This is a genomic window from Aquimarina macrocephali JAMB N27 (assembly GCF_000520995.1).
GTDB lineage: Bacteria > Bacteroidota > Bacteroidia > Flavobacteriales > Flavobacteriaceae > Aquimarina > Aquimarina macrocephali.
In genome coordinates this window covers 264,852-290,211 of record NZ_JACA01000005.1, presented here as the reverse complement: position 1 = coordinate 290,211, position 25,360 = coordinate 264,852, and the positions used below count along the sequence as shown (strand labels likewise).

The window sequence follows — 25,360 nt, the reverse complement described above, 5'->3', positions numbered from 1 at the left end:
AAATTACAATATCGAACTAATTTACACCAGAATTTTAGGTAATTTAACCCTGGCTAAAACAAAACTCTTTTCATTGTCTCTGTTTTCTTTACAGTTTCCTCCCACTCTTTCTCTGGATCAGAATCTTTTGTGATCCCTCCTCCTACATAAAGAATTGCTTTTTCATTACTCAACTCCATACAACGAAGGTTCACAAATAAATCCGATTTAACAGCACCTTCTTTATTCATATTGAGTTCCCCCAGAAAACCTGTATAATACTTACGATTGTATCCTTCTGTAGTAAGAATAAAAGATTTAGCTTCGTCTTTAGGAAGTCCACAAACAGCCGGGGTTGGATGTAACACCTTAATTATTTTTTCTATGCTTGAATTTTCATGATCCAAAACCCCGCTAATATCGGTACGTAGATGTAAAAGTGTACCTGCTTTATGCGTGTAAGTTTTAGAATATTGTATATCATTAATAATTGAAGATAATTCATTAGTAACAAAAGAAGTAACCATTTCCTGTTCTACTAGTTCTTTAGTTCCCCAATCAACATCTATAGTATTTATATATGGCTGTGTCCCTGCTAAGGCCATTGTAAAAAAATCATTGTTTTTTACCCTAATTAAAGTCTCTGGAGTCGCTCCCATCCATGTACCAATTTTGGGATGATACCACAGGTATACAAAGGCCTTTGGATAATAGTCTATCAGGTTTTTAAATATATGTAGATTACTAAAAGAATTTGGTATTAAAACCTCTTCTTTTCGTGACAACACTACTTTTTTAAAACGATCAGATTGTATTGCTTTAATTCCTTTTTTTACAAGCTCAATATGTTTTTTTTTAGCTTCAGATTTTACCAAAAAAGAATCTGTTGATGTCTCTGAAGCTCTTTTTTTGCTACTTATAGTTTGTGATGAAATAATAGCATTGTAATAGTTACTTTTTTCTGAAGGAATAATAACAGCTTTGTCAGAAGTATCAAAAGGAGCAAAAACAAATCCCGAAACAGTATAATCCTCTACTTCATATATTTGGTTATTTTCTTGAAAAATAGCATGTAATGTAATAGAATCGGCTTTCCTATACACTACAAAAGGTAGATGTTGATCTAACTGCTCTTCAATTTTAGCATAAACATCTTCTATGCTCATACTATTTGGTTTTAGGAAGTGCAATAGTAGTCAACTTAACTATTGAAACCAGGTTACCTTCTTCATCCTTTATCTTTATATCCCATAACTGGGTAGTACGACCCTGGTGTAAAATTTCTGCTTTAGCAAATACATAGCCTTGTTTAACACTTTTTACATGATTTGCAGAAATCTCTATTCCTCTTATATAAAAATCTTCAGCATTAAGAAAAATAAATGATGCTGCACTGCCCACACTCTCTGCAAGTGCTACCATAGCTCCACCATGCAAAACACCATCTGGCTGGTGTACTCTTGGTGTCACAGGCATTTTAGCAACCAGATAGTTTTCACCAACTTCACAGAAAGAAATCTCCAAAGTTTCCATTAAAGTGTTTTTACACATCTTAGCACATTGTTCTAGCACTTCTTCCTGTGTCAAATTCATAAGCTTTATAATTTAAACCAAAAATATACAATGCTATCTAATAATTCTAACTATATTTGATTATTATTTTAACGAACGTTCAATAAAATGCCAAAGGTAAAAACATCCAAAGAAGAAGTTCTAAAAAAGATAATCCCTATCCTACGCTCCAGAGGGGTTCAAAACAGCAGTATGAGTGAACTTTCTAAAGCCTGTGGCATACAGAAGTCTCATTTTTATTATTATTTCAGCAATAAAGAAGATTTAATTAGAGAAGTTCTTGCAACTGTTCACAGTTATTTTAATTACAATCTATTTAGGATTATTGAAAGTAGCACTTTAACTCTTAATGAAAAAGTACTAAAAATGAAGCTACTTCTGGACAAATTATTCAAAGCCTCAGATGGTGGGTGTATTATGGCAAATACAGCATTAGAAACCATTCACCTCGACCCCATATATAAAAAAGAAATACAATCATTTTTTAAGGATTTCATCTCTGGGTTACAACAACTTCTTGAGGTAAATCACCCAACAGAAAAAGCATTACTACTGGCAGAACAAATGGTTCAGGATATCGAGGGAGGTATTTTATTGATGCAGATTTATGACGATCCAAAATATCTTAACAATGCCATTGAAAGAACAGAAATAGCAATATTAAATCAGTAAAAATATGGAATCATACACTATTCATTCTTCTGACGGCTACCCCATTTCGGTAAATGAGTTTGTTCCTAAATCTCCTAATCACAAAACAATAGTTTTTGCTCCTGCAGTAGCAGTTCCTCAAAAAATTTATTTCCCACTTGCAGAATATCTCGTTGCCAGGGGGTGTAATGTATTTACTTTTGATTATCGAGGAATAGGAGATTCTCTCTCTCAAAGCATTCAATCTTTAAAAGAACATGGTTTTTTATTCTGGGCACAGGATTTTAAATCAGTTTCTAAACATGCAAAAGAAGAATTTCCTAAAAACGAACAATATATGATTGGTCATAGTTATGGCGGTAATAGTGTTGGTTTTAGTGATGCCTATCAATATTATGACAAATACTTTACTGTAGCTTCGCAATTTGGGTTTTATAAGCATTTTACCTTAAAAATGAAGGTACTCATCTATCTTAATTTTAAGTTTTTTGTACCACTTACCACTTCTCTTTTAGAATACTACCCATCTGGTTGGTTTGGGTTAGGAAAACCCTTAACCACCAGGGTAGCCAAAGATTGGGCTATTTTTTTACTACACCCAGATTCGATGTTATATTTTACCCAAAAAGACACTAGCACATACTACAAAGAAATCAAAGAGCCTATGCTTTTATTAAGTATTGACGATGATTCGTTTGCTCCTAAAAAATCAGTCGATATTTTAGGAGAACGTGTATACAAAAATGCCAGAGTGACCAGAAAACATCTAAAACCTAGTGATTTTAATCTAAAAACTATTGGTCATTTTGATTTTTTTAGAACAAAAAATCGAGATATCTTGTGGCCAATTATTGATGATTGGTTTCATCTTAATTAAATACAAAAGATCTATTATCATATATCATATGAGTGCTACCGAAAAAGAAATCTCTTACACTGCGACAAACACATATTCTACACTTAATAATCTGCATCCAGGCACTAAAAATGTTTGGTTAGTTTTTCATGGGATTGGATATTTGAGTAGATACTTCATACGGTTATTTGAAAGTCTTAATAAAGAAGATAATTATTTTATTGCACCGCAGGCTCCATCAAAATATTATAAAGGTGATAACTACAGAAGGGTTGGTTCTAGTTGGCTAACTAAAGAAAATACTCAGGCAGAGACCAAAAATGTATTACGATATGTTGATGCAATATTATCATCTGAAGAAATTCCTGAGCATACAAGGCTAATCGTATTAGGATATTCTCAAGGAGTAAGTATTGCCAGTAGATGGATTGCCAGTCGTAAAATAAATTGTAATGCTTTGGTCATGATCTCTGGCGGCTTTCCTAAAGAACTGTCCAGAGAAGATTTCACTTTTCTTACCGATCAAACAAAAATCACTCATATTCTGGGAGAAAAAGATCCTTTTTTTGAAATAGAAAAAGTTGACGCTGAGAAAATACGGGTACAGCAAATATTGCCACAAATTGAGTTTAGAACTCACCCAGGTGGACATGAGCTAGAACCAAAAACTTTGATTGATTTACTATAAATCTACCTACCCTATTATTTTTTTAATTCTTCTATTGCTGACCTACTATGAACGGTATCATAAATAATAGTAAGCTTTTGAATCTTATTTTCAGAATTTAGTACTATTACATCTACCACTTTAAACACAACTCTTTTTCCATCTTTTAATTCCCAATCAAAATCAAAAAGCAGTGAAATTCTATTTGAATCTTTTTCAGAAAATAAGCCGTCAAAATTTAATTTTGAAGTAGTGGTATCATCTGCCAATGCTTTATAAAACTTACTAGCTGGCATTGTTCCATACAATGGAGATTCAACAATCCCGTCGTCGGCAAATAAACTAACAACTTTATTCACTTCATTTTTTTCTAAAAATGATAAGTAATTCTGAGCAACTTCTTCTTTTGTCATATCTTATAAATATCTTTCTTTTATAACCTCAAAATGATGTTTTTGATGTCCTATTAATATACACCCTGCAGCTCTTGAACTCATAGGGCTACCACTCGCCTCTCCTATTCTGGTTAACATTTCACCAGTGAAGCTTTTGAATAATGAAATAGAGTTATTTCTCGCAGACTGAAAATCTGAAATCAATTCTTCTTTACTATAATTATTCGCATTTGAATACGGAACATAATCATCTTGTTCAAACCCCATAATTGGTGTTTTATCATTCCTTGCAAAACGCAAAGCACGATATGCAAAAATACGTTCGCCATCAATTACATGTTGCAACACCTCTGCTACAGTCCATTTACCCTCTGCATAGGCGTGAGTAAGTTTTTCTTCAGGAATGGACTGTATAAAATCAACAAATTCTTTTTGACTGTTTTGTAATCCTTTTACAAGATCAGGAGATTCTGCTTTAGATATATATATCCCATAATACGGATTAAACTCTCCTTCTTTTAGCTGTGATAACATAGTATATTAGGTATAAATTAAATTCCCTTTTTATTTGAAATAGTATGTAAACCCACATTATGCTATAAAACTTTGTCATGAAGCATACTATGGGTTAAAAAACGAAGCTGAAATTTAATCATTCCAGCTTCATAATATAATATCCTTAACAGTACTTTATTAAAAAATTACGCCGAATTACGACTGGCATTAATATTTCCAAACAAAGAACGAGTTACCATCTTCTCATAAATTGCAATATCTTCTGGATTTGCATCCTTATCCCTACTTAAGTCCTGAATTTTCTTCAATGCATATTGTTGTATGGTAAGCAGAGGTAATACGATATTTTCTCTAATATCGATAGATGCTTTTCCTGCAGGTTCGTTTTGCATTAGCTCAGAATATCCTGTTAACTTAAATAACAATCTTTTTGTCAACAAGTATTCATCATGAATGATGTCCCAAAATGCACCATATTCCTCATCTTCTTTCATATAAGAAGTTAATTCAAAAAAGGACTTAGTAAGACTCATCATACTATTGCCAATCAACGTTCTAAAGAATGGTGAATCTTTATAAAGTGACATTACTTTATCAAATTCTCCCTTTTCTTCAAATGCTTTTAAGGCGGTTCCTACTCCATAAAAACCAGGAACATTCTGTTTTAACTGGCTCCAACTTCCTACAAAAGGTATTGCTCGTAAATCACCAAAATCCAAAGTCTCGCTTTTACTTCTTTTAGAAGGTCGACTACCAATATTTGCTTTCCCGTAGTACTTTAATGTACTCATATGCTCAAGATAAGGTAGAAATTTAGGGTGGTTTTTGAAATCAACATATGTTTGATAGCTTATATCTGCAAGCTCTTGCATGGTTTGCTTATTCTTTACAGAGAAAAGATTACCCTCATTACTAGTCAATTCATTTTCTACGCCAGCTCCTAGCAGTTGTTCTAAATTATATTGACAAGAATCCAGTGTACCAAAATTAGAACTGATTGTTTGTCCTTGAACGGTTAATTGTATTTCCTCGTCTTCAATTGTTGGACCAAGAGAAGCATAAAATTGATTTGTATTTCCTCCTCCTCTTGCAGGTGGTCCCCCTCTACCATCAAAGAACACAACTTTTACATTGTATTTTCTAGACACTTCAGTTAATGCCTCTTTTGCTTTAAAGATCCCCCAATTCGCCATAAGATATCCTCCATCCTTGGTTCCATCAGAGAAACCAAGCATAATAGTTTGTTTCATTCCGCGGCGTTTTAGATGTTCCATATATTCTGGATTGTTATACAAAGACTCCATAACCTCATGTGAGACCTGTAAATCTGGCACCGTTTCAAAGAGGGGAATTACATCTACCGTAGGAAACTCCCAATCACAAAGTCTTATCAGTGCAAATGTTTCTAATACATTCAGTTCATTTCCATTATTACTAATAATGTAACGATTAGCTGCTCTTTCTCCATTATTTTGCTGTATTGTTTTAATAGCATAAATGGATTCTATTGTTGCTCTTGTTATATCATCATCAAAAATAGAGGGATCTATTTTTCCATTAATGGTAGAAAGCACACTGATCTGTTCGTTTTCAGAAAGAGATTCATATTGCTTAGGAAAAAGATCAAATTCCAGTTCATTAGTCTTCTGTACAACTTCTGTAAGTACTTTATGATGAATTCTTGAATCTTGACGAACATCTAGTGTCCCGAAATGAAAACCAAAAATTTTCACTTTATTAATTAGATCTTGCAGATCTTCAAGAAATAAAGATTGATGCTCCTCTATTAACTCTTCTCTAATTTCAAGCAATCCATTCATTAATGTTTCTACCGATAATGGTTCTGCGGTTTTTGCATAATAAAAGTTATCATACAATGCATTTTCTAAAACTGCTATTTTATCCTGAAGATTACCAAAAGTGATTCTTCGTTTTAATACTCGAATATCTCGATAATAATTTATCAAAATTGTTTTTCGTAAGCGTTTTGCTACTTTTAATGTAATCTCTGTGGTTACAAACGGGTTTCCATCTCTATCTCCTCCCGGCCAGAATCCTAAATTGATTAAATCATTTTCAAGATCTTCTCCTTCAAATATATTTTGTTGAACATAATTATATATGGTTCCTGCAGAGTGGTAAAATACATTTTCTAAATACCAAATCAAGCTTACTGCTTCATCATAAGGTGTTGGCTTTTCTTTCTTAAAGAAAGCCGTTTTTCCTAACTGAGCTAATAGTTTTTTTATTCTAGGAGAATCATTATCACGAATTGCTGCATCCAAATCATGAATAATTCCTAGTACTGTTCCTGGATAAAACTGTGTAGGATGTGCTGTTAAGGTTGGGCGTATTTTAAATCTTCTTAGATAATCTTTCAATTCTTCTAATTTACCTTTTGCCTGGGCTTCTTCTTTTATACTTCTTAAAGTCCCGCGACCATCCATATTATTAACTACAGGAAAGGCAGCATCTTCTATTGCATCAAATAACACAACTTGACGCTCTATATACTGGATAAACCTAAATAGCAAATCATGCTTTTCTTTTGGCATAGGGTTATCTTGATATAATGAAAAAAAGTCTTCTACAATTTCTGTAGGATTTTTGTGTTGATCATAGCCTTTTTCACATACTTCTTTAAAAAGTGGTAACAAAACCCCTGTGTTACTTATAGTATCAAAAGGTAATGTTATAAATATACTATTGTATATCTGGTACTTAGCAAGAACGTTTTCATTAAAACGTTCGATTTTTGGTTTTCTAGCCATTGGTGTGGTGGTACTTATTTATGGTTAATATGCTTTTTTATTAAATACAGTAGAGAAAATTTGTTTAGTACATCTCATGCCTGATTATAAAAAGTCTTTTTAATTAAAAAACCCTTTAAGATTTTCTTAAAGGGCTTACTCTATATTTGTTTAGTATATCCCTTTATAAATCCTGGAAAATAGAATGCATTAATCGTTTCTTATCATTAATGCTCTCTTCTAATGAAATCATAGTCTCGGTACGATATACACCATCAATATCATCTAGTTTAAAAATAATCTCCTTAGCGTGATTAGTATCTTTTGCTCTAAGCTTACAGAAAATATTAAACTTTCCTGTTGTGATATGAGCAACAGTTACAAATGGTATTTCATTAATCCTTTCTAAAACGAATTTGGTTTGCGAAGTATTTTGAAGATAAATACCAACATATGCTATAAATGAATATCCTAATTTCTTATAGTCTAATGTTAATGAAGACCCTTCAATAATACCTGCTTCTTCCATTTTTTTAACTCGCACATGTACTGTACCAGCAGAAATCAACAATTTTTTTGCGATATCTGTAAATGGTGTACGTGTATTCTCGATCAACATGTCTAGAATCTGGTGGTCAACTTCGTCTAATTTAAACTTTGCCATATTGTTTTTTTATTATTTTTCCCGATTATTTACATTGCAAATTTAGCAGAAAAATATAGTTTCCATACATTTTATTTTAACTTTTTGCTGATTCTATTAAGAATAATTCAGAGTTTAGGTGAAATTTTAACAGCTTAGCCTCTGGAACTATCTCTACTGTAACGTTTTCGTTATGTATTGTTCTTTTTTTGCCAATAATCTCCCTATGTCCGTAAAATTTTTGGAGATCATCAATTTTAACAATTTTTGGTATAAATTTCACACTATTTTTGATTAATTCTTCGCTGTATTGAACGGCTATATCTACGTTTTTGCCTTCTAACATCACATCTCTTATAATAATATCATAGAAGCATTTTCCATTTTCTGGTATTAAAAAATAGTCTTTATATGTATCTCCTATAATTTTAGTAGTCGCTATATATTGTATTGAAGTTATAAGGGAATAAAATATGTATTCTCTGGTTATTTCACGATCATAATCATTTGGGTAATGCCCAGCTTCAAAAAGTATCGTCGGCACTCCCATATTAGCCAAAGTATCTCCTACACAATTTAAATTAAAACCATCATCATACCTTCCTACCTGATTTGGAATGCACTGTTGGAGTACTGTATTCATTTTTGCTATGATTTCCATAGCTATTTTACGGCTTGGAGTTATTGATCGTTCTAAATCACTTGCTGGAGATAAAAAAGATACCGTAGCAGGATATTTAGTTTCTCCCGCACTAAAAATAGTGCGTTGTCCATGAAGATTAAAAGCAAAATCTGGTTGAATACGTTGGACCAGTTTACTAAACACTACACTTTCCTTTTGTGTTTTTTGTTGTGCATCTCTATTAAGATCTACATCGTTATAATTAAGTCTTGTATATGCTTTTGCCCCATCTGGACTTAAAATAGGTACTATATATATTGTACACTCTTTTAAAATAGCTTTTGCCGAATCATTTGAGATGTCTGTAACGAAGTTTAAGAAATCAAATACAGCTTTTGTCGTCGTACTTTCATTACCATGCATCTGGGACCAAAACAAAAGTTTTTTAGATCCATTCCCTAATTTAATAAGATGTATAGGAGCATTATTCTCTGAAAGTCCTATCTGCTCAATTTCGGTTTTTAAAGACAAAAGATCCAATAAAGGAGAAATATGATCTAGAGTAATATAACGTCCAAATAAAGAAGGTTCTTTATAAGTATTGAACCAGTTATGTAGTATACGAGTATCCATTAATTCATTTTAGAAAACTACGAAATTACTATAGTTTACTGAAGATTCATAACAAATCAGATTAATATTTACACTTGTAAACTAAAGAGATGTTTACAAGTGTAACAACATCTTATTTACATTTGTAAACATTCAAAACATACACAATTGTTTACATAGTTAAACAACAATGTTCACTATGTTTCCAAATGTATTTGAGTTATTAACAAAAAAAATAATATAATTAAGCAACATCTATTATATCTTTATAAATCAAGTATTTAAACATGTCTATTTAAACAATAAGTTCATTACAAAACATTGTTAGTTTACAATTGTAAACCATTGTTTTCAACAAATTTGTTTACCTTTGTAACCAACATTTACTTCTAAACTGGTTTACAATGGTAAACAATAAGGATTTCGGTAAGAGAATCCAAAAAATAATGGATTATCACGCTGTATCTGCCTCATCTTTCGCAGATTACATGGGTGTAGGTCGTTCTTCTATTTCTCATATTCTTAGCGGACGAAACAAACCTAGCCTAGATTTTGTAATGAAGATTGTTGATGCATATACAGATGTAGATTTACAATGGTTACTATATGGAAAAGGAACATTTCCGAAGTCTGAACATATTTCTGTTGAGAAAAAAATTCCTTTGTCAGATACCTCTACTATTTCTCAATCAACATCTGCTCCAACTACAATTTCTAAACAGGATTTATTTTCGCAGTCGTCACCAGAAGAAAAAATAGCTGCACCAAATACTCCTCCACTCGAAAAAATTTCGAGAGTAATTTCTGCCGAAAATGAAATAGACAGAATTGTTATTTTTTATACGGATGGAACCTTTAGTTCATATCACATGAAAAAATCTTAACAACTTTTTTCTTCCTTTCTATTAACTTTCTGGAAATAGAATTATTTTCGTTTTTCATTTATAACTATTATGAAGCGATTTGCTTTACTATTTTTCTGTACTCTATTTATTAGTAGTTGTTACCAACAAGAACGTAACTGTATAGATTTTCATACAGGTACTTTTGAATTTGAAACTTTTTTGGATGGTGAGTTAATTACGACCACCTTTATTCGCAATGATACTATAGAAATTGATTATTTCAGAGGTAAGATTGACACAGCCAGTATTCGATGGATTAATGACTGCGAATATATCGTACAGAAATTGTCTCCCAAAAATATGGCTGAGAAAAAAGCTATACATATGAAAATCTTAACTACCGATAAAAACATCTATACATTTGAATATGGATTAGTAGATGCAACAAACAAACAACGTGGAACCGCAAAAAAAATAAAATAATGTTCGAAATCTTTACATCTGCAGATGCCTGGGTCGCCTTATTAACACTTACATTTTTAGAAATTATTCTTGGTATTGATAATATCATTTTTATTTCATTGGCTTCTAGTAAATTACCAGACCAACAGCAAAAAAAAGCAACCAATATTGGACTATTCTTAGCCATGATCATGCGTGTCGTTTTATTATTTGGTATATCATTATTAGTTGCTATGGAAGCTCCTTTCTGGCATATCAATCTTCCTTGGATAGAAGCTGGTATTAGCGGTCAAGCCTTAATTCTATTTGGCGGAGGAATGTTTCTACTATATAAAAGTGTTCATGAAATCCATGAAAAAGTCGATGAAAAAGGTGAAGAAGAAAAAGAAATCCAAGCCAAAAGTTCTTCTTCTCTTTCTAATGCGATTGTACAGATTACCTTAATCAATGTTGTCTTTTCTTTTGATTCTATTCTTACAGCCGTAGGGATGACAAATGGATTAAGTGATGATCCCAATGATGCATTATTATTAATGATTATTGCTGTGGTAGTATCTGTTTTAATTATGATGCTGTTTGCAACTCCTGTAGGACGCTTTGTAAACAAACACCCATCAATCCAGATATTAGGACTCTCGTTTTTAATCCTTATTGGATTTATGCTTATTGCAGAAGCTGCACATTTAGCCCACCTTCAGATATTCGAAAGCGAAGTTGGTACCATACCAAAAGGATACCTTTATTTTACAATTGCATTTTCACTACTAGTCGAGTTTTTAAATTTTAAGCTACGAAAAAAGCAAAAAACTTCTAAACAAAAAGCATAAAATATAAATTGTGACATTATAAACCAGTTCAAAAAATATATGGTTTTAACTTATCAAAAATAAAATATGAATAATTTTTTTTCTATTGTATCTCTCTTCTTTATTTCTATATCAATTTATGGGCAAGAATATAAAGAGAAACTTAGCAATGATGTCTGCAAATGTTTTACCGAAAACAATAAAAAAGGGATTAATACGCTAGAAAACTGTTTTACTCAAAATATTGGTAATTATCGAAATGAATTCGATAAGCTCATTGACAAAAACTCTTCTATTTCTGAGTATGAACAAGGAGAAATCATTGGGAAAAAAATATTCTTTGAAATGCAGCAAAATTTAATTCAAAAATGTGATGCCTATTTTCTTTTCTTTGAAAATTTAAGAGAACAATCAATTCTCGCTATGAAAAAGAAATACAGTCAATCAAAAATGGATTCTATTACTACCCTCATTTCAAAAAACAAAACAACTGATTTAATTTGGGAAAGAGCAAATTTATATTTTGCTAATAGCGAATTGAAAAATGCAGAAATTGATTATCAGGAATGTTTAAAAATGGATCCAAACCATATTCCAAGTATGTTCTTCTTAGGTTGGCTACATGAGAGAAATAAAAATTATAGTAAAGCAATTGAACTTTATAAGATTATCCTAAATGCAACCAAAAAACAAGAAATAGTCTTGTTTATAGAAATTGCTACAAGGAAATCAAAAGAATGAATATTTGATACTAGTCATAAAGCTATATAATTCATGAAGAGAATATGATAAGCTGTAACAACTTACACATTGATTCGTCTTCAGAGAAATGTATAGATAATGAGTCAATTAATAGTCCAAACAGAAAAGCTTAACTTCTCGTATTCGAAATCAAAAAAAGATATTGACAGTTTAGATTTAGAAGTCCCTAAAGGAAGCATATATGGTTTTTTAGGTCCAAATGGTTCAGGAAAAACAACTACAATAAGACTTCTCTTAGGTTTACTCAATAAAAACTCGGGAAATGTTAAGGTCTTTGAGAAACCTTTTGCAAACAATAGAATTGATACACTATCAAAAATAGGAGCACTAATAGAAAACCCTTCTCTTTATAATCATTTAAGTGCAAGGGAAAATTTACTCATTGCCTCTAATTATCGAGGAAACATCAAGAAAGATCGAATAGATGAAGTTTTAGAAACGGTTAATCTTTTACGCGTGAAAGACAAAAAGGTTAAAACTTTTTCTTTAGGAATGAAACAACGTTTAGGTTTAGCGATAGCACTACTTTCAAAACCAGAGCTATTGATATTAGACGAGCCAACTAACGGGTTGGACCCTAAGGGAATTATCGAAATGAGAGAATTAATAAAAAAACTTAACAAAGAAGATGGTATTACCATTTTTATATCTAGTCATTTATTAAGTGAAATTGAAAAAACATGCACTCATGTTGGTATTATTAGAGAAGGAAAAATGCTTTTTCAAGATACCGTTAAGGCTTTAACTGCATCGCAATCAGATCAATTACAAATCGAACTTGAAACAGATGACAAACATCGTACATATGATCAACTGATTCAAATGGGATTCGAAATAAAAAGTATAGAACATGAAGAACACCTTCTTTTGGTTTCTGTAAAAGAAAAATCTCAAATCCCTGTACTGGTAGATTCCCTTCGGAAAAATGATATTAATATTTACCAGGTAATGATCAAGAATAATCTTGAAGAATTATTTCTAAACCTCACCGAAAATTAATTAAAATGACAGCTATAACATTCTATTTCAGCAGTTTAAAAAACGAAATAATTAAGTTAAAACATACTTTTGCCTTATGGTTAACTGCTATTTGCGCACTACTTATTCCTCTATTATTTTTTATAGTATATACCATAAAATGGGAAGGTTTGATTCCTGAAGAGGGAGTTAATCCCTGGAATCAATACGCAAATGAGCAAATTATGAATAGCCTTCCTGCATTGGTTCCTCTATTTATTGTTCTTATCACAAGTTTAATTATCCAAATAGAGCATAAAGCAACAGCCATTAAACATTTATTTGCTTTACCTATCCCAAAATCGAGCGTTTATTTTGGTAAACTAAGCATAGTTATTGCTACTGTATTCGCTACATATGCTATGTATTATGGATTAATTTTGTTAAATGGAAATTTATTAGGCGGCATACGTCCACAATTAAATTTTTCAGAATTCTCTCCAGAATACATATTTCATACAAAAATATTATTTCGTTCTTTTATCTCTGTTCTAGGCATTCTAGCTATTCAATTTTGGTTAAGTTTTAGATTTAAGAATTTTATTATTCCATTAGGAATCGGTATGGTATTGGTAATTATTGGTTTAATAGCTGCTAGAGCTCCAGAAGCAATTTATTTTCCCTATTCCTATTCTGTGATAAGTATGAACCCATTAGACGAAAAAACTTCGGACCTTAGTCTATTTTGGTGGTTCCCTACTGTATCAATATATAGCCTAATATACTTTTTGGTTTTTTCTATAGCAGGTTTTTTTGATATCAAAAGAATAAATGTAAAATAAAAAGAATATTCACGATAAAAACAATCGCATTTATCAGTAATCAATATTCAAAAATAATTCTGGATCAAATCCCACTCTGCTCCTTAATTATAATCAACACAAATTATTAATATTTGAAGATGTTTTTCACAAGTATAATATTAGAATCAAAATAATTTGGTTAATATTATACTCCTAAAAAATATTTTTCACATGAATGATTTAGAAATAGCAAAACAGATACAACTTAAGCACATAAGTACTATTGCCGAAAAACTAGGATTAAATTCTGACAATATCGAAATGTATGGTAAGTATAAAGCCAAATTACCACATTCGGTTATTGATAAAAATAAGGTAAACAAAAGTAACTTAATTCTTGTTACTGCTATTTCTCCAACACCTGCCGGTGAAGGAAAAACTACAATGTCTATAGGTCTGTCTGAAGGTCTAAATCAATTAGGAAAACAAACCACAGTGGTTTTAAGAGAACCTTCATTAGGTCCTGTTTTTGGGATTAAAGGTGGAGCTACAGGTGGTGGTTACTCACAAGTACTTCCTATGGAGGATATTAACCTGCATTTTACTGGTGATTTTTCTGCTATAGAGAAAGCTCATAATTTACTATCAGCTGTTATTGATAATAATATACAAAGTAAAACAAATTCATTGGGTATAGATGCCAGAACTGTTACCTGGAAAAGGGTAATGGATATGAACGATAGAGCCCTTCGACATATTGTTGTAGGCTTAGGAGGAACAACTTCTGGTGTACCAAGAGAAACAGGTTTTGATATTACTGCAGCATCAGAAATAATGGCAATTTTATGTCTTGCAGATGATTTAGAAAATCTAAAAGAGCGATTAGGGAACATCTTTATTGGGTATACTTTTAGTAAAAAGCCCGTTTATGTAAAGGAATTAAAAGTTGAGGGTGCTATGGCAGCACTTCTTAAAGATGCCATTAAGCCAAACTTGGTACAAACAATCGAAGGTAACCCGGCAATTATTCATGGTGGACCTTTTGCCAATATAGCACAAGGTACTAATTCTGTAATCGCAACACGAATGGGAATGTCTCTTTCTGATTATACCGTAACAGAAGCAGGTTTTGGTGCGGATTTAGGTGCAGAGAAATTTTTGGATATAAAATGCCAAAGCGCTGGAATATCACCAAAAGCAATCGTAATCACTACTACAATACGAGCATTAAAATATCATGGAGGAGCAGATTTAAAGTCATTGACAGATCCAAATGTCGAAGCGCTTAAAAACGGAATACCAAATCTTGAAAAGCATTTAGAAAATGTAAAGCAATTTGGAATCACTCCTGTTATTGCTATCAATAGATTTGTATCTGATAGCGATGAGGAAATTGCTGCTATTCAAGAGTTTGCAAAAAACAATAATGTAAGAGTTGCTTTAGCCGAAGTTTGGGCTAAAGGAGGAAAAGGTGCTATAGAACTTGCAAAACATGTCGTAGAGATTGTAGAATCTGGTGAATCAAACTTTTCTCCACTATACAATTGGGAAGCAGATGTAAAATCTAAGATCGAAACTATTGCCACAAAAATATACGGCGCAAATCAAGTAGATTATACTGCAAAAGCAAAAAAGAATTTAAAAACAATTGCTGATTTAGGATTGGAGAATCTTCCTATTTGCATGGCTAAAACTCAAAAATCATTATCTGATAATCCAAAATTAATAGGTCGCCCTAAAGATTTTACTATAACTATTAGAGAAATAGAAATAGCTGCAGGTGCAGGATTCTTGGTGCCAATTACCGGAGATATGATGAGAATGCCAGGTCTTCCTGCGCATCCGGCATCAGAAAACATCAATATTGATAATGACGGAAATATTACAGGCTTATTTTAGAAGTCAATATCAATAAATATGCCCTTTTGCATTATAGTTAATGTTTAACATAATACAATTATTTCTATTAACTTTGTGTAAATGGCTCTTTATTAATTAGTAGTTCTTATGGCGATTAGAAATTATGAAGGCAAGAAATATGAAGTAGATTCAGTGAATAAAACATTAGATTCACTTACTATTGAAGAAGCATTGCAAATAAATATCAACAATAAACCCTTTACGGTGTCTATGAGGACTCCGGGAGAAGATATTAGCCTAATTCGAGGGATGCTTCATTCTGAAGATATCGTTAAAAACATAAATTTCATGCCCGATATCGTCCTAAAAAAAGAGAATGATGATGGCATTGTAACCATAGTAAATCTTACTATTCCTGAAGAAGAACTAGGTGATGGGTATTCTAACAGCAGAAGTTTATTATCTGTCTCTTCTTGTGGCATTTGTGGCCGAACAGAACTTGGAGATCTATCATTTCTTGGAAAAACTATTGATGATACCGAAATAATTGATGTCAATATTATTCATCAACTATTTACAAAAATGAGTGCTTTACAGCATAATTTTAACCAATCTGGTGGTGCGCATGCTGCAGCTGCATTTACTAATACCGGAGAACTACTATGTTCTATGGAAGATATTGGTCGTCATAATGCTGTAGATAAAGTTATTGGTAAACTAATTTTATTGAACAAACTGGATCAAGCAAAAATAATCACTGTGAGTGGACGTGTTTCTTATGAAATCGTTGTTAAATGTTTTAAAGCAAAAATTCCGTTTTTAGCAGCGGTTTCTGCACCATCTTCTTTAGCTGTTGATTACTCTAAAGAACTAGGGATTACACTATTAGCATTTTGTCGTAATCAGAGAGCAACCTGTTACTCTAATCCTTATCGAACTAAAACAACCAAACAATTTCGAGACATCGATACAAAAGCAAGTTAAAAAGAATATATGTCAGATAATTTAAGTGAATTATTAGGTAGAAAAAAAGTAGATCAAAGCCTCTTTAATAAAATGGGAGAGCTGGCAAAACCTGCAGGTACACCAAGTGATGAAGAGTTAGCTAAATTAGCTGATGATTTTTTAATTGGAAAAGCCAATGCCTATGGTACAGCTAGTTTCTATGATTTTTTAAAGCCTGAAAACAAAGGTAAGAAAGTATATGTATGTAATGGGACCGCATGTGTTTGTGCCGGTACGCAAGATACTGTAGGCAATTCACTTAAAGATCATTTCAAGGAAGATGAAATTGGACATATGACATGCCTTGGAAGATGTCATGAAAATAACGCATTTCATTATAATGGAAAAAATTATTCTGGTGATGCACTTCATAATCTTGATCAAATTATTAATTCAAAAAATGAGCTAAATCAAGATAACTATACTATAAAAGCAAGCGGAAAAGCAATACTTACCCAATCATTCACTACTATTTCTGATTTTTATAAGCCTCTTATAGATGCACTCAAAAAAGATTCTGCAGAAATATTAGAAGAAATCAAAACCTCGAATGTTCGAGGTCGTGGTGGTGCTGGTTTCCCAATGGGATTAAAATTAGAGTTTTGCAGAAATGTAGAAAACGCTACAAAATTTATTATTTGTAATGCCGATGAAGGAGATCCCGGTGCTTTTTCTGATCGATATTTATTAGAACATCAACCTCATTCGGTATTATTCGGGATGCTTATTTCTGGATATGTTACACATGCAAGTTACGGGATTGTCTATATACGTGCAGAATATCCTGAAGCAGCAAAAATTGTACAGGATGCTATCGATGATCTTCGAAATGAAGGATTGATCGGGGATAATATCCATGGCAGTGGGTTTAATTTTGATTTCAAAATCATACAGGCACAAGGATCATACATTTGTGGAGAAGAAACGGCGCTTATAAATTCTATAGAAGGGCAACGACCAGAAGTTCGTGTTCGCCCACCCTATCCAGCTCAAAAAGGCTTATTTAATAAGCCAACTGTAGTCAATAACGTGGAAACATTAGCCGCTTTACATTACATTATCAGTAACGGAGGAAATGCCTGGAAACAAATTGGAACTGAACGTTCTTCTGGAACAAAACTAGTCTCCTTAGATAGCTTTTTTAATCGACCTGGCCTCTATGAAGTAGAAATGGGAACTCCTCTTTCTGTAGTTATTAATGATTTGGGTGGTGGATTTAAGTCTGACGTTAAAGCGCTTCAGATTGGCGGCCCTCTTGGAGGAGTAGTACCCATCTCAAAAATTAATGATTTAACAATAGATTTTGAATCTTTTTCAAAAGAAGGTTTCTTACTGGGGCATGCATCAATTATTTGTATTCCTTCTAGTTTTCCGATGATGAAATTTATAGAACATCTTTTTGATTTTGCTTCTTATGAAAGCTGCGGAAAATGTTTTCCTTGTAGACTAGGGACAAAACGTGGTCATGAGCTTTCTACCAAAGCATTACATTCTGGTCATAAAATAGATCAAAAATTATTCTCAGACCTTTTAACTACCCTCGAACAAGGCTCATTATGTGCGCACGGAGGTGGTATCCCACTACCTATCCGAAATACGTTACACTATTTTGAAGATGAATTGAAAACGTACTTCAACTAAATATTTAATATAATGAAAACAGCTTATATAGATAATCAGGCTTTCGAAATAGTTGAAGGAGAAACTATGCTCTCTTTTATAAGAAGGTATAAAGAAAGAAATCTTGTTCCAACCTTATGTGATGCACCAAACTTAGATCCTTTCGGTTCTTGCCGTGTGTGTAGCGTAGAAGTAGCTTTAGAAGAAAACGGAGCTGTTAAGACTTTGGCCTCTTGCCATACCCCGGTTTCAGAAGGGCAATATATATACACAAATTCTGAATCGGTTAAAGAATTACGAAAAAATATTGTTGAGTTAGTACTAACAGACCATCCTCTTGATTGTTTAACCTGTGAGGTAAATGGAAATTGTGAGCTACAAACAGTTGCTGCCCAGGTAGGAATTAGAGAAGTACGCTATCCAGAGGGAGATAATCATCTTCATAAAACAAAAGATTTAAGTCATCCCTATATGACTTCAGATTTATCCAAATGCATTAATTGTTATCGATGCGTACGTGCATGTGATGAAGTACAAGGGCAGTTTGTATTAAGTATGTCTGGTCGAGGCTTTGATTCTTCTATCATCAAAGGGTTAGATCAATCTTTTATGGATTCTGATTGTGTAAGTTGCGGTGCTTGTTCTCAAGCATGCCCTACTTCTGCTATTTCAGATGTTTTTCAGTCAAAAGCTATTAAAGCAACCGATACAACAAGAACTATATGTACCTATTGTGGTGTAGGATGTAATCTTGAAGTCGCTACAAGTAATGGAGAAATATTAAGTATTCAAGCTCCTTATGATGCAGAGGTAAACCAGGGACATACCTGTTTAAAAGGTCGATATGCTTTTAAGTTTTACGATCACCCAGAGCGTTTAAACTCTCCTATGATCAAAAGAAATGGGGCATTTGAAAAGGTTAGCTGGGACGAAGTATATGAATATATCGCTTCAAAATTAACTTCTTATAAAAATGAATTTGGCTCGGATTCTATGGCAGGGATTTCGTCTTCACGATGTACCAATGAAGAGAATTATTTAATGCAAAAATTCTTTAGAGCAGTAATACAGACTAACAATATTGATGGTTGTGCACGAGTATGCCACTCGCCTACCGCATTAGGAATGCAACGTACATATGGTACCGGAGCAGCTACAAACTCTATTGATGATTTAAAAGACACAAATTGTATTATGGTTATTGGGGCTAACCCAACCGATGCGCACCCCGTTACAGGAGCCAAATTAAAACAGTTTGCGATGAAGAGTGATAATGTATCTATTGTTATTGATCCAAGACGTACCGAATTGGCTAAATATGCAACACACCACTTAGCATTAAGACCAGGAACTAATGTGGCTGTTCTTAATATGATGATGTATTACATTATAACCGAAGAACTGGCAGATGCTTCTTTTATCCAAAATAGAACAGAAGGATTTGAAGAGTATAAAAAAGAGATTCTTTCCATAAATATAGACAAATTAGAAGCTGTTTCTGGTGTGGATCGTAATCAGGTACGTGAAGCGGCCATTGCCTATGCTTCTGCTCCAAATGCGATGTCTTTTCATGGACTAGGAGTAACAGAGCATTCTCAAGGTACATTTACAGTAATGCAAATTGCCGATTTGGCTTTGCTTACTGGTAATATTGGAAGACGCGGTGTTGGTGTAAATCCGCTACGCGGGCAAAATAATGTGCAAGGTTCTGCTGATATGGGAGTACAACCGCATCAGGGAGCAGGATATTTAGATATTACTAGCGATAAGGTAAATAAACAGTATAATGAATTTTATGGTGTAAATGTACCTATGAACATAGGATACAAAATACCCGAAATGTTTGATGCTGCCTTGGCAGGAAATCTAAAAGCTATTTGGATTATAGGAGAAGATGTTGTGCAAACAGATCCTAACACACAAAAAGTTATTAAAGCACTTCAGTCAACCGATCTTGTAATTGTTCAAGAATTGTTCATGACCGAAACTGCAAAATATGCAGACGTTATTTTGCCAGGTGCATCGTTTCTGGAGAAAAACGGAACGTTTACCAATGGAGAGAGACGTGTGCAAGCGGTTCATAAAGTTGTTGAACCTATTGAAGGATCTAAACCAGACGGGCAAATTATTGTAGATATTATGAATAAAATGGGATATGCTCAAGCAGACTATACTCCCGATGGAATGTTGGAAGAAATATCTCAAATCGTTCCTTTCTTTGCCGGGATTACATGGGATAGATTAGGTGTAAACGGACTGCAATGGCCTGTTGCAAAAGATGGTACAGACACGCAAATTCTTCATAAAACAGATTTTAAACGAGGAAAAGGATTATTTGAGTTTAATTCTTGGGAAGAAACCAAAGAATTAACTTCACATGCCAAAGATTATCCATATATTTTAACAACAAACAGGGAGTTAGAGCATTATAATTGTGGAGCTATGACTCGTAGAACTGCTAATGAACAAATACTATCTGATGATTATTTAATGATTCATCCAGAAGACGCTCAGGAAAACTTAGTTAATGAAGGTGATTATGTCTGTCTAGAATCTCCAAGAGGAAAAGTAGATGTAAAAGCCAGAATTACAGATGAAGTTAAAAAAGGTGTATTAAGTACTACTTTTCATTTCCCAGAAATTATGATTAATAATTTAACCGGAGATATTCATGATTCTGAAGCAATGTGTCCAGAATATAAAGTTGTCGCTGTTCGAATACGAAAAAGTAAAGGAAAATTTAAACCACAGTTAAGTTAATCTATATACCTATAATCATTCAGGTATTCTTGAGGTAGGTTTTTGACTTTACCTGAGGATAACTGTATTATTAGTTTTTCTAAACCATTTTCGCAATACCGATCAAAAAATAGTCGAGTTTTAGATGTACTCTTGTAGTGTTCAAAAAGCAAATTATGCCTAAAAGCGCTAAAGACTCATACCAATATAGAATTTCTAATGCAATTACTTTTATAGAAGAGAACCTAAAAAACGTACTTACATCGGATCGTATTGCACAGGAGGCTTGTTACTCTAAATATCATTTTATTCGTCTTTTTGCGGCTGTTACCGGAGAAACAGTGGTAGACTATGTTAGAAAACGAAGAGTTTCTGAGTCTGCTCATGAGTTAATTCTTACCCGAGAACCTATTGTAGCTATTGCAGAACGTTATCAATTTGATTCTCAGCAAGCATATACACGTGCTTTTCAATCTGTGTTTAATACCAGCCCGGGAAAGTATAGAAAAAAAGGGCATCGACTTGTAACTTTTGAACGATATACCTTATCACCAGCCGATATCAATAAATTACAAAACGATTTTGTTTCTATGGAACCAAAAATTATTACTATTACAGATAGAAAATTAGTAGGAATGCGAATAAAAACTTCACTATCTAATGATACGACATCTCAAATGTGGCAACAATTTATGCCCAGAAGATTTGAGATCAAAAACAACAAAAACACGGGGTATTATTCTGTACAGTCATTTGATGAAGACATCACTTTTGACACTTTTACAGAAGATGTGATATTCGAAAAATGGGCTGCCGTCGAAGTCACAGATTTTGATCAGATTCCAGAAGGAATGGTCTCTTATGTACTACCAGGTGGCAAATACGCTATATTTATTAATAAAGGACCTGTTGATACTTTCAAAAAAACAATGGATTATATACACGGAAAATGGCTTCCTAATTCGGGTTATGAATTGGGTCAAAGAAATCATTTTGCAATTATGGGAGACAAGTACCATGGTCCACATCATCCGAAATCTGAAGAAGAAATCTGGGTTCCTATTCAATGAATTGCATAATCATTGACACTATGTTATACAGGTTTCAAAAGATATACCTATCTCCTATCATATTTTTTCTAAAAATGGAAACACCTTATCTCTGTAACTAACACCTATAGGAATCTCTACAGTGTCAATATCAATATCGTTTGTTGTAAAAGCCGTTACTTTTTTTAGATTAATAATATAAGATCGATGTGTTCTTAAAAATTCTTTATCTGCTAATTCAAGTTCTATATCACCGATTTTGTATTTAGCCACAATACATTTCTTATCGGTATGTATTTTTATATAATCTTTTAAACTTTCAATATATAGAATGGTATTTAAATGTATTTTGTGATGTTTGTTTCCTGATTTGATAAGAATATAGGGATCTTCTCCTGTTAATGCATTAACGGGTGCTTCTGTATCTCTCTGGATTCCATTTTTTATTCTGAAATAACGCTCTACTGCTTTAAAAAACCTATCAAAAGTCACAGGTTTCAAAATGTAATCTACTATATCTAGGTCATACCCTTCTAGAGCATAATCTCTATAAGCAGTTGTTAGAATAGTACTAGGAGGGTGTTTTATCGTTTTTAAAAGGTCTATCCCTGTAACCGAAGGCATTTTTACATCCAAAAACAATAAATCAATAGCTTCATTATTCAAAATCTCAAAAGCTTTTAGTGCATTATTACAGGAAGCAACCACTTCTAAAGACTCTATTTGAGAAATGTGCTTTTCTATAAGTCGTACAGCCAAAGGCTCATCATCAACGATCAAACATCTTGTCTTTGTAATAAATGTATTCATACTGTAAGTTCTAGGGTTACTGTAAATAAGCTTTCTTTTTCATCGATATTAAGGATATAATCATTGGGGTAAATTAAATCCAATTGTTGCTTGATGTTATTAAGTCCGATAGATTCTTTAACTCCCTCTTGTGTAGAATTAGCAATAGAATTAGTGACTACAAAGGTAAAAATAGTGTCTTGATAATTAATAGAAATATCAATTTTTGGGGATCCGCTATCCTCTCCTGCTCCATGTTTAAATGCATTTTCAACTAATGGGAGCAAAATAAGCGGAGCTATTTCTATATCCTCCTCTAATAATGTATTAAATGTCACCTGCAAACGATCGTCATATCTTAGTTTTTCAAGGGCGATATAATTTTCGAGAAAAGAAATTTCGTTCGTAACAGAAACAAATTTAGTATTACATCTATATAGCACATAATCCAATATCTCAGATAGCTTACTTATTGATTCTGGAGTTTTTGGAGAATTATCCAAAGACAACATATAAATATTATTAAGTGTATTAAATAAAAAATGAGGATGTAATTGAGTCTTAAGCATTTTTAATTCTGCTCCTACTTTCTCTTTTTCTAATAACAAATTTTGCTGTTTCACCATAGAAATATCTACTATAAACTGAACTGCCAGAAAAATTAATGCTGCTATATAAATACTAGGAAAATAGTGTGCCATCAAAAATTTTACATCCAGAAAAATTTGAGCGACCGTTTCTTGAGTAAACGGAGGTATTCGTACCAATGGTTCTGCTACATGAACTATTAGTACTCTACTTAATGCACTAAATATGTAAGCACTAAGAAGCATTAAAATCGTAAAACGCACATATTTTTTGGTGTAAATAAATTTGGGAACCAAAACGTATGTTAAAGAATAGGAAGCTAATATTTGAGGAATCATAATGCAAATCTTATACACCAAAGAAGCGACCATTGTATGATTTTCTTCAAAATCATCTCTAACCATAAAAAACAATAACACAACCAACCAAAATATAATATGAAAAGATAATCTTGACTGTCTAAAATCTTCTTTTAATTTTTTAAAATTCATAATCTAAATATGCTGTTATATACGACTTATTCTCTAAAAAATATTATTCAATAATTTTACTCCAAATTACTGCTTTTTTGAAGAGATCTTTTACTGTAGGCCAACTACTTTTCATATAGAAACTCGGCGGCAGATGCTCCCATTTTTCGATGATTATGACCAATATTTGGTATTATTTTTAGCTCCCAATTAAAATCGAGATTCATCTTCTTCGCTTTTGCTTTTGCCTCGTTAAAAAAGAATTTTCCTCTTTCTAATCTATGTACTCCTTGTTTATCCGCAGACACTGATCTCAACAATGTGCCTCCTATTTCATCTTCATTATCTAATTCTCCTATAAATAAAATTAATTTTTTTCTAAACGAAGATTTCAAATCTTGCTCTGTAAGTTTTGTGTTTTTTATTCCAAAAGGAAGTTCTGATTCAAAATCTGGTAATGTATAAAAACCAGAATTAGATGCTAAAATCCTGTTGGCTTTAGAATTTTGCTGGAAGATTGCCATACGATGTAAAATTTGACCACCTGCAGAATGCCCAAAAAGATCATATTGTGTTTGGGTAGCATGTAGAGTATCAACAACAAGATCAAATAATCTGTCAAAATCCTGAAAAATCCATTTTTCAGGATTAAAATTCACTTTAAAAGTAAAACCATCATCTTTTAGCTTTACAATATTAGAGTTTTTTACATATTCTATATTGTTTTTTAAATTCAAGTCATACATCAATCCGCACATATGATATGCTCCAAATCCATATTCTTTTTCAGAATACATCGGCGAAAGAATAAGTATTCCATATTTTTCTGAAGCCGAAACCCAGGCATCTCTATAACTATCTCCATTTCTTCCAGCTCCGGGAACAACGATTAAGATTTTTGATTCTGATTGGTAATTTTTTGGTTTATGATAAAAGACTTTTATGGTTTTGTTTTTATTTTCATTTCCTCCATCAATAAGGAACTCTCCCGAACCATTTTGAATGTCAATTTCATTTAAAACCAACTTTTTTTCTAAATCACTTTTCTTTATAAGCTTCATTTTACAATGTGAGCAAGTTCCGGGTTTAGAAAAAGTAAATTCATCACAGGATAACCCACAAGGTTTACAGACATAGTCCTCTATTTGATTTTCAAAAGAAGTAAAAATTAGAATTATAATAAGTAGAAAGACTGGTTTCATTTTCATTTGTTTATAGCTAATAAATAATAATATCTAATTCAAAAATAAACGCTGTATTGCCTTTAAATGAATGAAGTAGACGAATTCATAAAAAAACTGCCTGAATCAAGTAAAATAAACGACGAATATCTCTTACTCAT

At 32.5% G+C, this 25,360-nt stretch carries 24 protein-coding genes; 14 read left to right on the top strand and 10 right to left on the bottom strand.

Annotated elements, in window-relative coordinates:
• Positions 1-53: 53 nt before the first annotated feature.
• A complete protein-coding gene (locus tag Z054_RS0106455) occupies positions 54-1,145 on the bottom strand; it encodes a chorismate-binding protein (RefSeq protein WP_024769261.1) in 1,092 nt (363 codons plus the stop codon).
• 1 nt (position 1,146) lies between these two features.
• Positions 1,147-1,572, bottom strand: a complete 426-nt coding sequence (locus Z054_RS0106450) for a PaaI family thioesterase (RefSeq protein WP_024769260.1) — start codon at positions 1,570-1,572, stop codon at positions 1,147-1,149.
• Positions 1,573-1,659: 87 nt separating this feature from the next.
• On the opposite strand from Z054_RS0106450, the gene Z054_RS29935 reads away from it, so the two are divergent.
• From Z054_RS29935 to Z054_RS0106435, 3 genes are read left to right on the top strand one after another with little or no spacing between them, the layout of a single operon-like run.
• Entirely contained in the window at positions 1,660-2,223 is a 564-nt protein-coding gene (locus Z054_RS29935) for a TetR/AcrR family transcriptional regulator (RefSeq protein WP_024769259.1), read from the top strand.
• A gap of 4 nt (positions 2,224-2,227) precedes the next feature.
• Complete coding sequence (locus Z054_RS0106440) at positions 2,228-3,079, top strand: alpha/beta hydrolase family protein (protein ID WP_024769258.1); 852 nt, start codon at positions 2,228-2,230, stop codon at positions 3,077-3,079.
• 28 nt (positions 3,080-3,107) lie between these two features.
• On the top strand, positions 3,108-3,746 hold the full coding sequence (locus Z054_RS0106435) for an alpha/beta hydrolase (RefSeq protein ID WP_024769257.1): 639 nt from the start codon (positions 3,108-3,110) through the stop codon (positions 3,744-3,746).
• A 14-nt stretch (positions 3,747-3,760) separates the two neighbouring features.
• Here Z054_RS0106435 and Z054_RS0106430 read toward each other — a convergent pair whose 3' ends face one another.
• The 5 genes from Z054_RS0106430 to Z054_RS0106410 form a co-directional block, all read right to left on the bottom strand.
• The gene (locus tag Z054_RS0106430; RefSeq protein ID WP_024769256.1) at positions 3,761-4,138 is read right to left on the bottom strand and encodes a hypothetical protein; all 378 of its coding nucleotides are present in this window, start codon (positions 4,136-4,138) and stop codon (positions 3,761-3,763) included.
• A 3-nt stretch (positions 4,139-4,141) separates the two neighbouring features.
• Positions 4,142-4,654 carry a DinB family protein gene (locus tag Z054_RS0106425; protein WP_024769255.1) on the bottom strand — a complete coding sequence of 171 codons (513 nt, stop codon included), beginning with the start codon at positions 4,652-4,654 and terminating at the stop codon, positions 4,142-4,144.
• A gap of 167 nt (positions 4,655-4,821) precedes the next feature.
• Positions 4,822-7,407, bottom strand: a complete 2,586-nt coding sequence (locus tag Z054_RS0106420) for a phosphoenolpyruvate carboxylase (protein WP_024769254.1) — start codon at positions 7,405-7,407, stop codon at positions 4,822-4,824.
• 163 nt (positions 7,408-7,570) lie between these two features.
• On the bottom strand, positions 7,571-8,050 hold the full coding sequence (locus tag Z054_RS0106415) for an Lrp/AsnC family transcriptional regulator (protein WP_024769253.1): 480 nt from the start codon (positions 8,048-8,050) through the stop codon (positions 7,571-7,573).
• Positions 8,051-8,126: 76 nt separating this feature from the next.
• Entirely contained in the window at positions 8,127-9,284 is a 1,158-nt protein-coding gene (locus Z054_RS0106410) for a M14 family zinc carboxypeptidase (protein ID WP_024769252.1), read from the bottom strand.
• A gap of 383 nt (positions 9,285-9,667) precedes the next feature.
• On the opposite strand from Z054_RS0106410, the gene Z054_RS0106405 reads away from it, so the two are divergent.
• The 11 genes from Z054_RS0106405 (at position 9,668) to Z054_RS30880 (ending at position 22,192) form a co-directional block, all read left to right on the top strand.
• Positions 9,668-10,147, top strand: a complete 480-nt coding sequence (locus tag Z054_RS0106405) for a helix-turn-helix domain-containing protein (protein ID WP_024769251.1) — start codon at positions 9,668-9,670, stop codon at positions 10,145-10,147.
• Positions 10,148-10,216: 69 nt separating this feature from the next.
• Positions 10,217-10,591, top strand: a complete 375-nt coding sequence (locus tag Z054_RS0106400; protein WP_024769250.1) for a hypothetical protein — start codon at positions 10,217-10,219, stop codon at positions 10,589-10,591.
• The gene (locus Z054_RS0106395; protein ID WP_024769249.1) at positions 10,591-11,397 is read left to right on the top strand and encodes a TerC family protein; all 807 of its coding nucleotides are present in this window, start codon (positions 10,591-10,593) and stop codon (positions 11,395-11,397) included. The genes Z054_RS0106400 and Z054_RS0106395 overlap by 1 nt, the downstream gene beginning before the upstream one ends.
• 66 nt (positions 11,398-11,463) lie before the next feature.
• Positions 11,464-12,117 (top strand): tetratricopeptide repeat protein, encoded by a 654-nt coding sequence (locus tag Z054_RS0106390; RefSeq protein ID WP_024769248.1) that lies wholly within the window; start codon positions 11,464-11,466, stop codon positions 12,115-12,117.
• Positions 12,118-12,216: 99 nt separating this feature from the next.
• Complete coding sequence (locus Z054_RS0106385; RefSeq protein WP_024769247.1) at positions 12,217-13,137, top strand: ABC transporter ATP-binding protein; 921 nt, start codon at positions 12,217-12,219, stop codon at positions 13,135-13,137.
• A gap of 5 nt (positions 13,138-13,142) precedes the next feature.
• On the top strand, positions 13,143-13,937 hold the full coding sequence (locus Z054_RS0106380; protein ID WP_024769246.1) for an ABC transporter permease: 795 nt from the start codon (positions 13,143-13,145) through the stop codon (positions 13,935-13,937).
• A gap of 192 nt (positions 13,938-14,129) precedes the next feature.
• The gene (locus Z054_RS0106375) at positions 14,130-15,797 is read left to right on the top strand and encodes a formate--tetrahydrofolate ligase (RefSeq protein ID WP_024769245.1); all 1,668 of its coding nucleotides are present in this window, start codon (positions 14,130-14,132) and stop codon (positions 15,795-15,797) included.
• 108 nt (positions 15,798-15,905) lie between these two features.
• Complete coding sequence (gene fdhD / locus Z054_RS0106370; RefSeq protein WP_024769244.1) at positions 15,906-16,742, top strand: formate dehydrogenase accessory sulfurtransferase FdhD; 837 nt, start codon at positions 15,906-15,908, stop codon at positions 16,740-16,742.
• 9 nt (positions 16,743-16,751) lie between these two features.
• Complete coding sequence (locus Z054_RS0106365) at positions 16,752-18,404, top strand: NADH-ubiquinone oxidoreductase-F iron-sulfur binding region domain-containing protein (protein ID WP_024769243.1); 1,653 nt, start codon at positions 16,752-16,754, stop codon at positions 18,402-18,404.
• A gap of 12 nt (positions 18,405-18,416) precedes the next feature.
• A complete protein-coding gene (gene fdhF, locus Z054_RS0106360) occupies positions 18,417-21,143 on the top strand; it encodes a formate dehydrogenase subunit alpha (protein WP_024769242.1) in 2,727 nt (908 codons plus the stop codon).
• 155 nt (positions 21,144-21,298) lie between these two features.
• A complete protein-coding gene (locus tag Z054_RS30880) occupies positions 21,299-22,192 on the top strand; it encodes an AraC family transcriptional regulator (protein ID WP_084050135.1) in 894 nt (297 codons plus the stop codon).
• A 57-nt stretch (positions 22,193-22,249) separates the two neighbouring features.
• Here the strand turns inward: Z054_RS30880 and Z054_RS0106350 are convergent, their stop codons facing one another.
• The 3 genes from Z054_RS0106350 to Z054_RS0106340 all read right to left on the bottom strand — a co-directional run bounded on the left by Z054_RS0106350 (position 22,250) and on the right by Z054_RS0106340 (position 25,220).
• Positions 22,250-22,981 (bottom strand): LytR/AlgR family response regulator transcription factor, encoded by a 732-nt coding sequence (locus tag Z054_RS0106350; RefSeq protein WP_024769240.1) that lies wholly within the window; start codon positions 22,979-22,981, stop codon positions 22,250-22,252.
• Positions 22,978-24,039: a sensor histidine kinase gene (locus Z054_RS0106345; protein WP_241461392.1), complete on the bottom strand. Its 1,062-nt coding sequence runs from the start codon at positions 24,037-24,039 to the stop codon at positions 22,978-22,980. The genes Z054_RS0106350 and Z054_RS0106345 overlap by 4 nt, the downstream gene beginning before the upstream one ends.
• A 104-nt stretch (positions 24,040-24,143) precedes the next feature.
• On the bottom strand, positions 24,144-25,220 hold the full coding sequence (locus Z054_RS0106340; RefSeq protein WP_206538791.1) for a hypothetical protein: 1,077 nt from the start codon (positions 25,218-25,220) through the stop codon (positions 24,144-24,146).
• Between the last annotated feature and the right edge of the window lie 140 nt (positions 25,221-25,360).

Bases quoted from the DNA above. Each gene is read 5' to 3' on its own strand.
- Z054_RS0106390 (WP_024769248.1), top strand. From the start codon at position 11,464: ATGAATAATTTTTTTTCTATTGTATCTCTCTTCTTTATTTCTATATCA.
- fdhF (WP_024769242.1), top strand. From the start codon at position 18,417: ATGAAAACAGCTTATATAGATAATCAGGCTTTCGAAATAGTTGAAGGA.
- Z054_RS0106455 (WP_024769261.1), bottom strand. From the start codon at position 1,145: ATGAGCATAGAAGATGTTTATGCTAAAATTGAAGAGCAGTTAGATCAA.
- Z054_RS29935 (WP_024769259.1), top strand. From the start codon at position 1,660: ATGCCAAAGGTAAAAACATCCAAAGAAGAAGTTCTAAAAAAGATAATC.
- Z054_RS0106350 (WP_024769240.1), bottom strand. From the start codon at position 22,981: ATGAATACATTTATTACAAAGACAAGATGTTTGATCGTTGATGATGAG.
- Z054_RS0106440 (WP_024769258.1), top strand. From the start codon at position 2,228: ATGGAATCATACACTATTCATTCTTCTGACGGCTACCCCATTTCGGTA.
- Z054_RS30880 (WP_084050135.1), top strand. From the start codon at position 21,299: ATGCCTAAAAGCGCTAAAGACTCATACCAATATAGAATTTCTAATGCA.
- Z054_RS0106365 (WP_024769243.1), top strand. From the start codon at position 16,752: ATGTCAGATAATTTAAGTGAATTATTAGGTAGAAAAAAAGTAGATCAA.
- Z054_RS0106435 (WP_024769257.1), top strand. From the start codon at position 3,108: ATGAGTGCTACCGAAAAAGAAATCTCTTACACTGCGACAAACACATAT.
- Z054_RS0106410 (WP_024769252.1), bottom strand. From the start codon at position 9,284: ATGGATACTCGTATACTACATAACTGGTTCAATACTTATAAAGAACCT.
- Z054_RS0106375 (WP_024769245.1), top strand. From the start codon at position 14,130: ATGAATGATTTAGAAATAGCAAAACAGATACAACTTAAGCACATAAGT.
- Z054_RS0106450 (WP_024769260.1), bottom strand. From the start codon at position 1,572: ATGAATTTGACACAGGAAGAAGTGCTAGAACAATGTGCTAAGATGTGT.
- Z054_RS0106425 (WP_024769255.1), bottom strand. From the start codon at position 4,654: ATGTTATCACAGCTAAAAGAAGGAGAGTTTAATCCGTATTATGGGATA.
- Z054_RS0106340 (WP_206538791.1), bottom strand. From the start codon at position 25,220: ATGAAACCAGTCTTTCTACTTATTATAATTCTAATTTTTACTTCTTTT.
- Z054_RS0106415 (WP_024769253.1), bottom strand. From the start codon at position 8,050: ATGGCAAAGTTTAAATTAGACGAAGTTGACCACCAGATTCTAGACATG.
- Z054_RS0106395 (WP_024769249.1), top strand. From the start codon at position 10,591: ATGTTCGAAATCTTTACATCTGCAGATGCCTGGGTCGCCTTATTAACA.
- Z054_RS0106400 (WP_024769250.1), top strand. From the start codon at position 10,217: ATGAAGCGATTTGCTTTACTATTTTTCTGTACTCTATTTATTAGTAGT.
- Z054_RS0106380 (WP_024769246.1), top strand. From the start codon at position 13,143: ATGACAGCTATAACATTCTATTTCAGCAGTTTAAAAAACGAAATAATT.
- fdhD (WP_024769244.1), top strand. From the start codon at position 15,906: ATGGCGATTAGAAATTATGAAGGCAAGAAATATGAAGTAGATTCAGTG.
- Z054_RS0106405 (WP_024769251.1), top strand. From the start codon at position 9,668: ATGGTAAACAATAAGGATTTCGGTAAGAGAATCCAAAAAATAATGGAT.
- Z054_RS0106385 (WP_024769247.1), top strand. From the start codon at position 12,217: ATGAGTCAATTAATAGTCCAAACAGAAAAGCTTAACTTCTCGTATTCG.
- Z054_RS0106345 (WP_241461392.1), bottom strand. From the start codon at position 24,039: ATGAATTTTAAAAAATTAAAAGAAGATTTTAGACAGTCAAGATTATCT.
- Z054_RS0106420 (WP_024769254.1), bottom strand. From the start codon at position 7,407: ATGGCTAGAAAACCAAAAATCGAACGTTTTAATGAAAACGTTCTTGCT.
- Z054_RS0106430 (WP_024769256.1), bottom strand. From the start codon at position 4,138: ATGACAAAAGAAGAAGTTGCTCAGAATTACTTATCATTTTTAGAAAAA.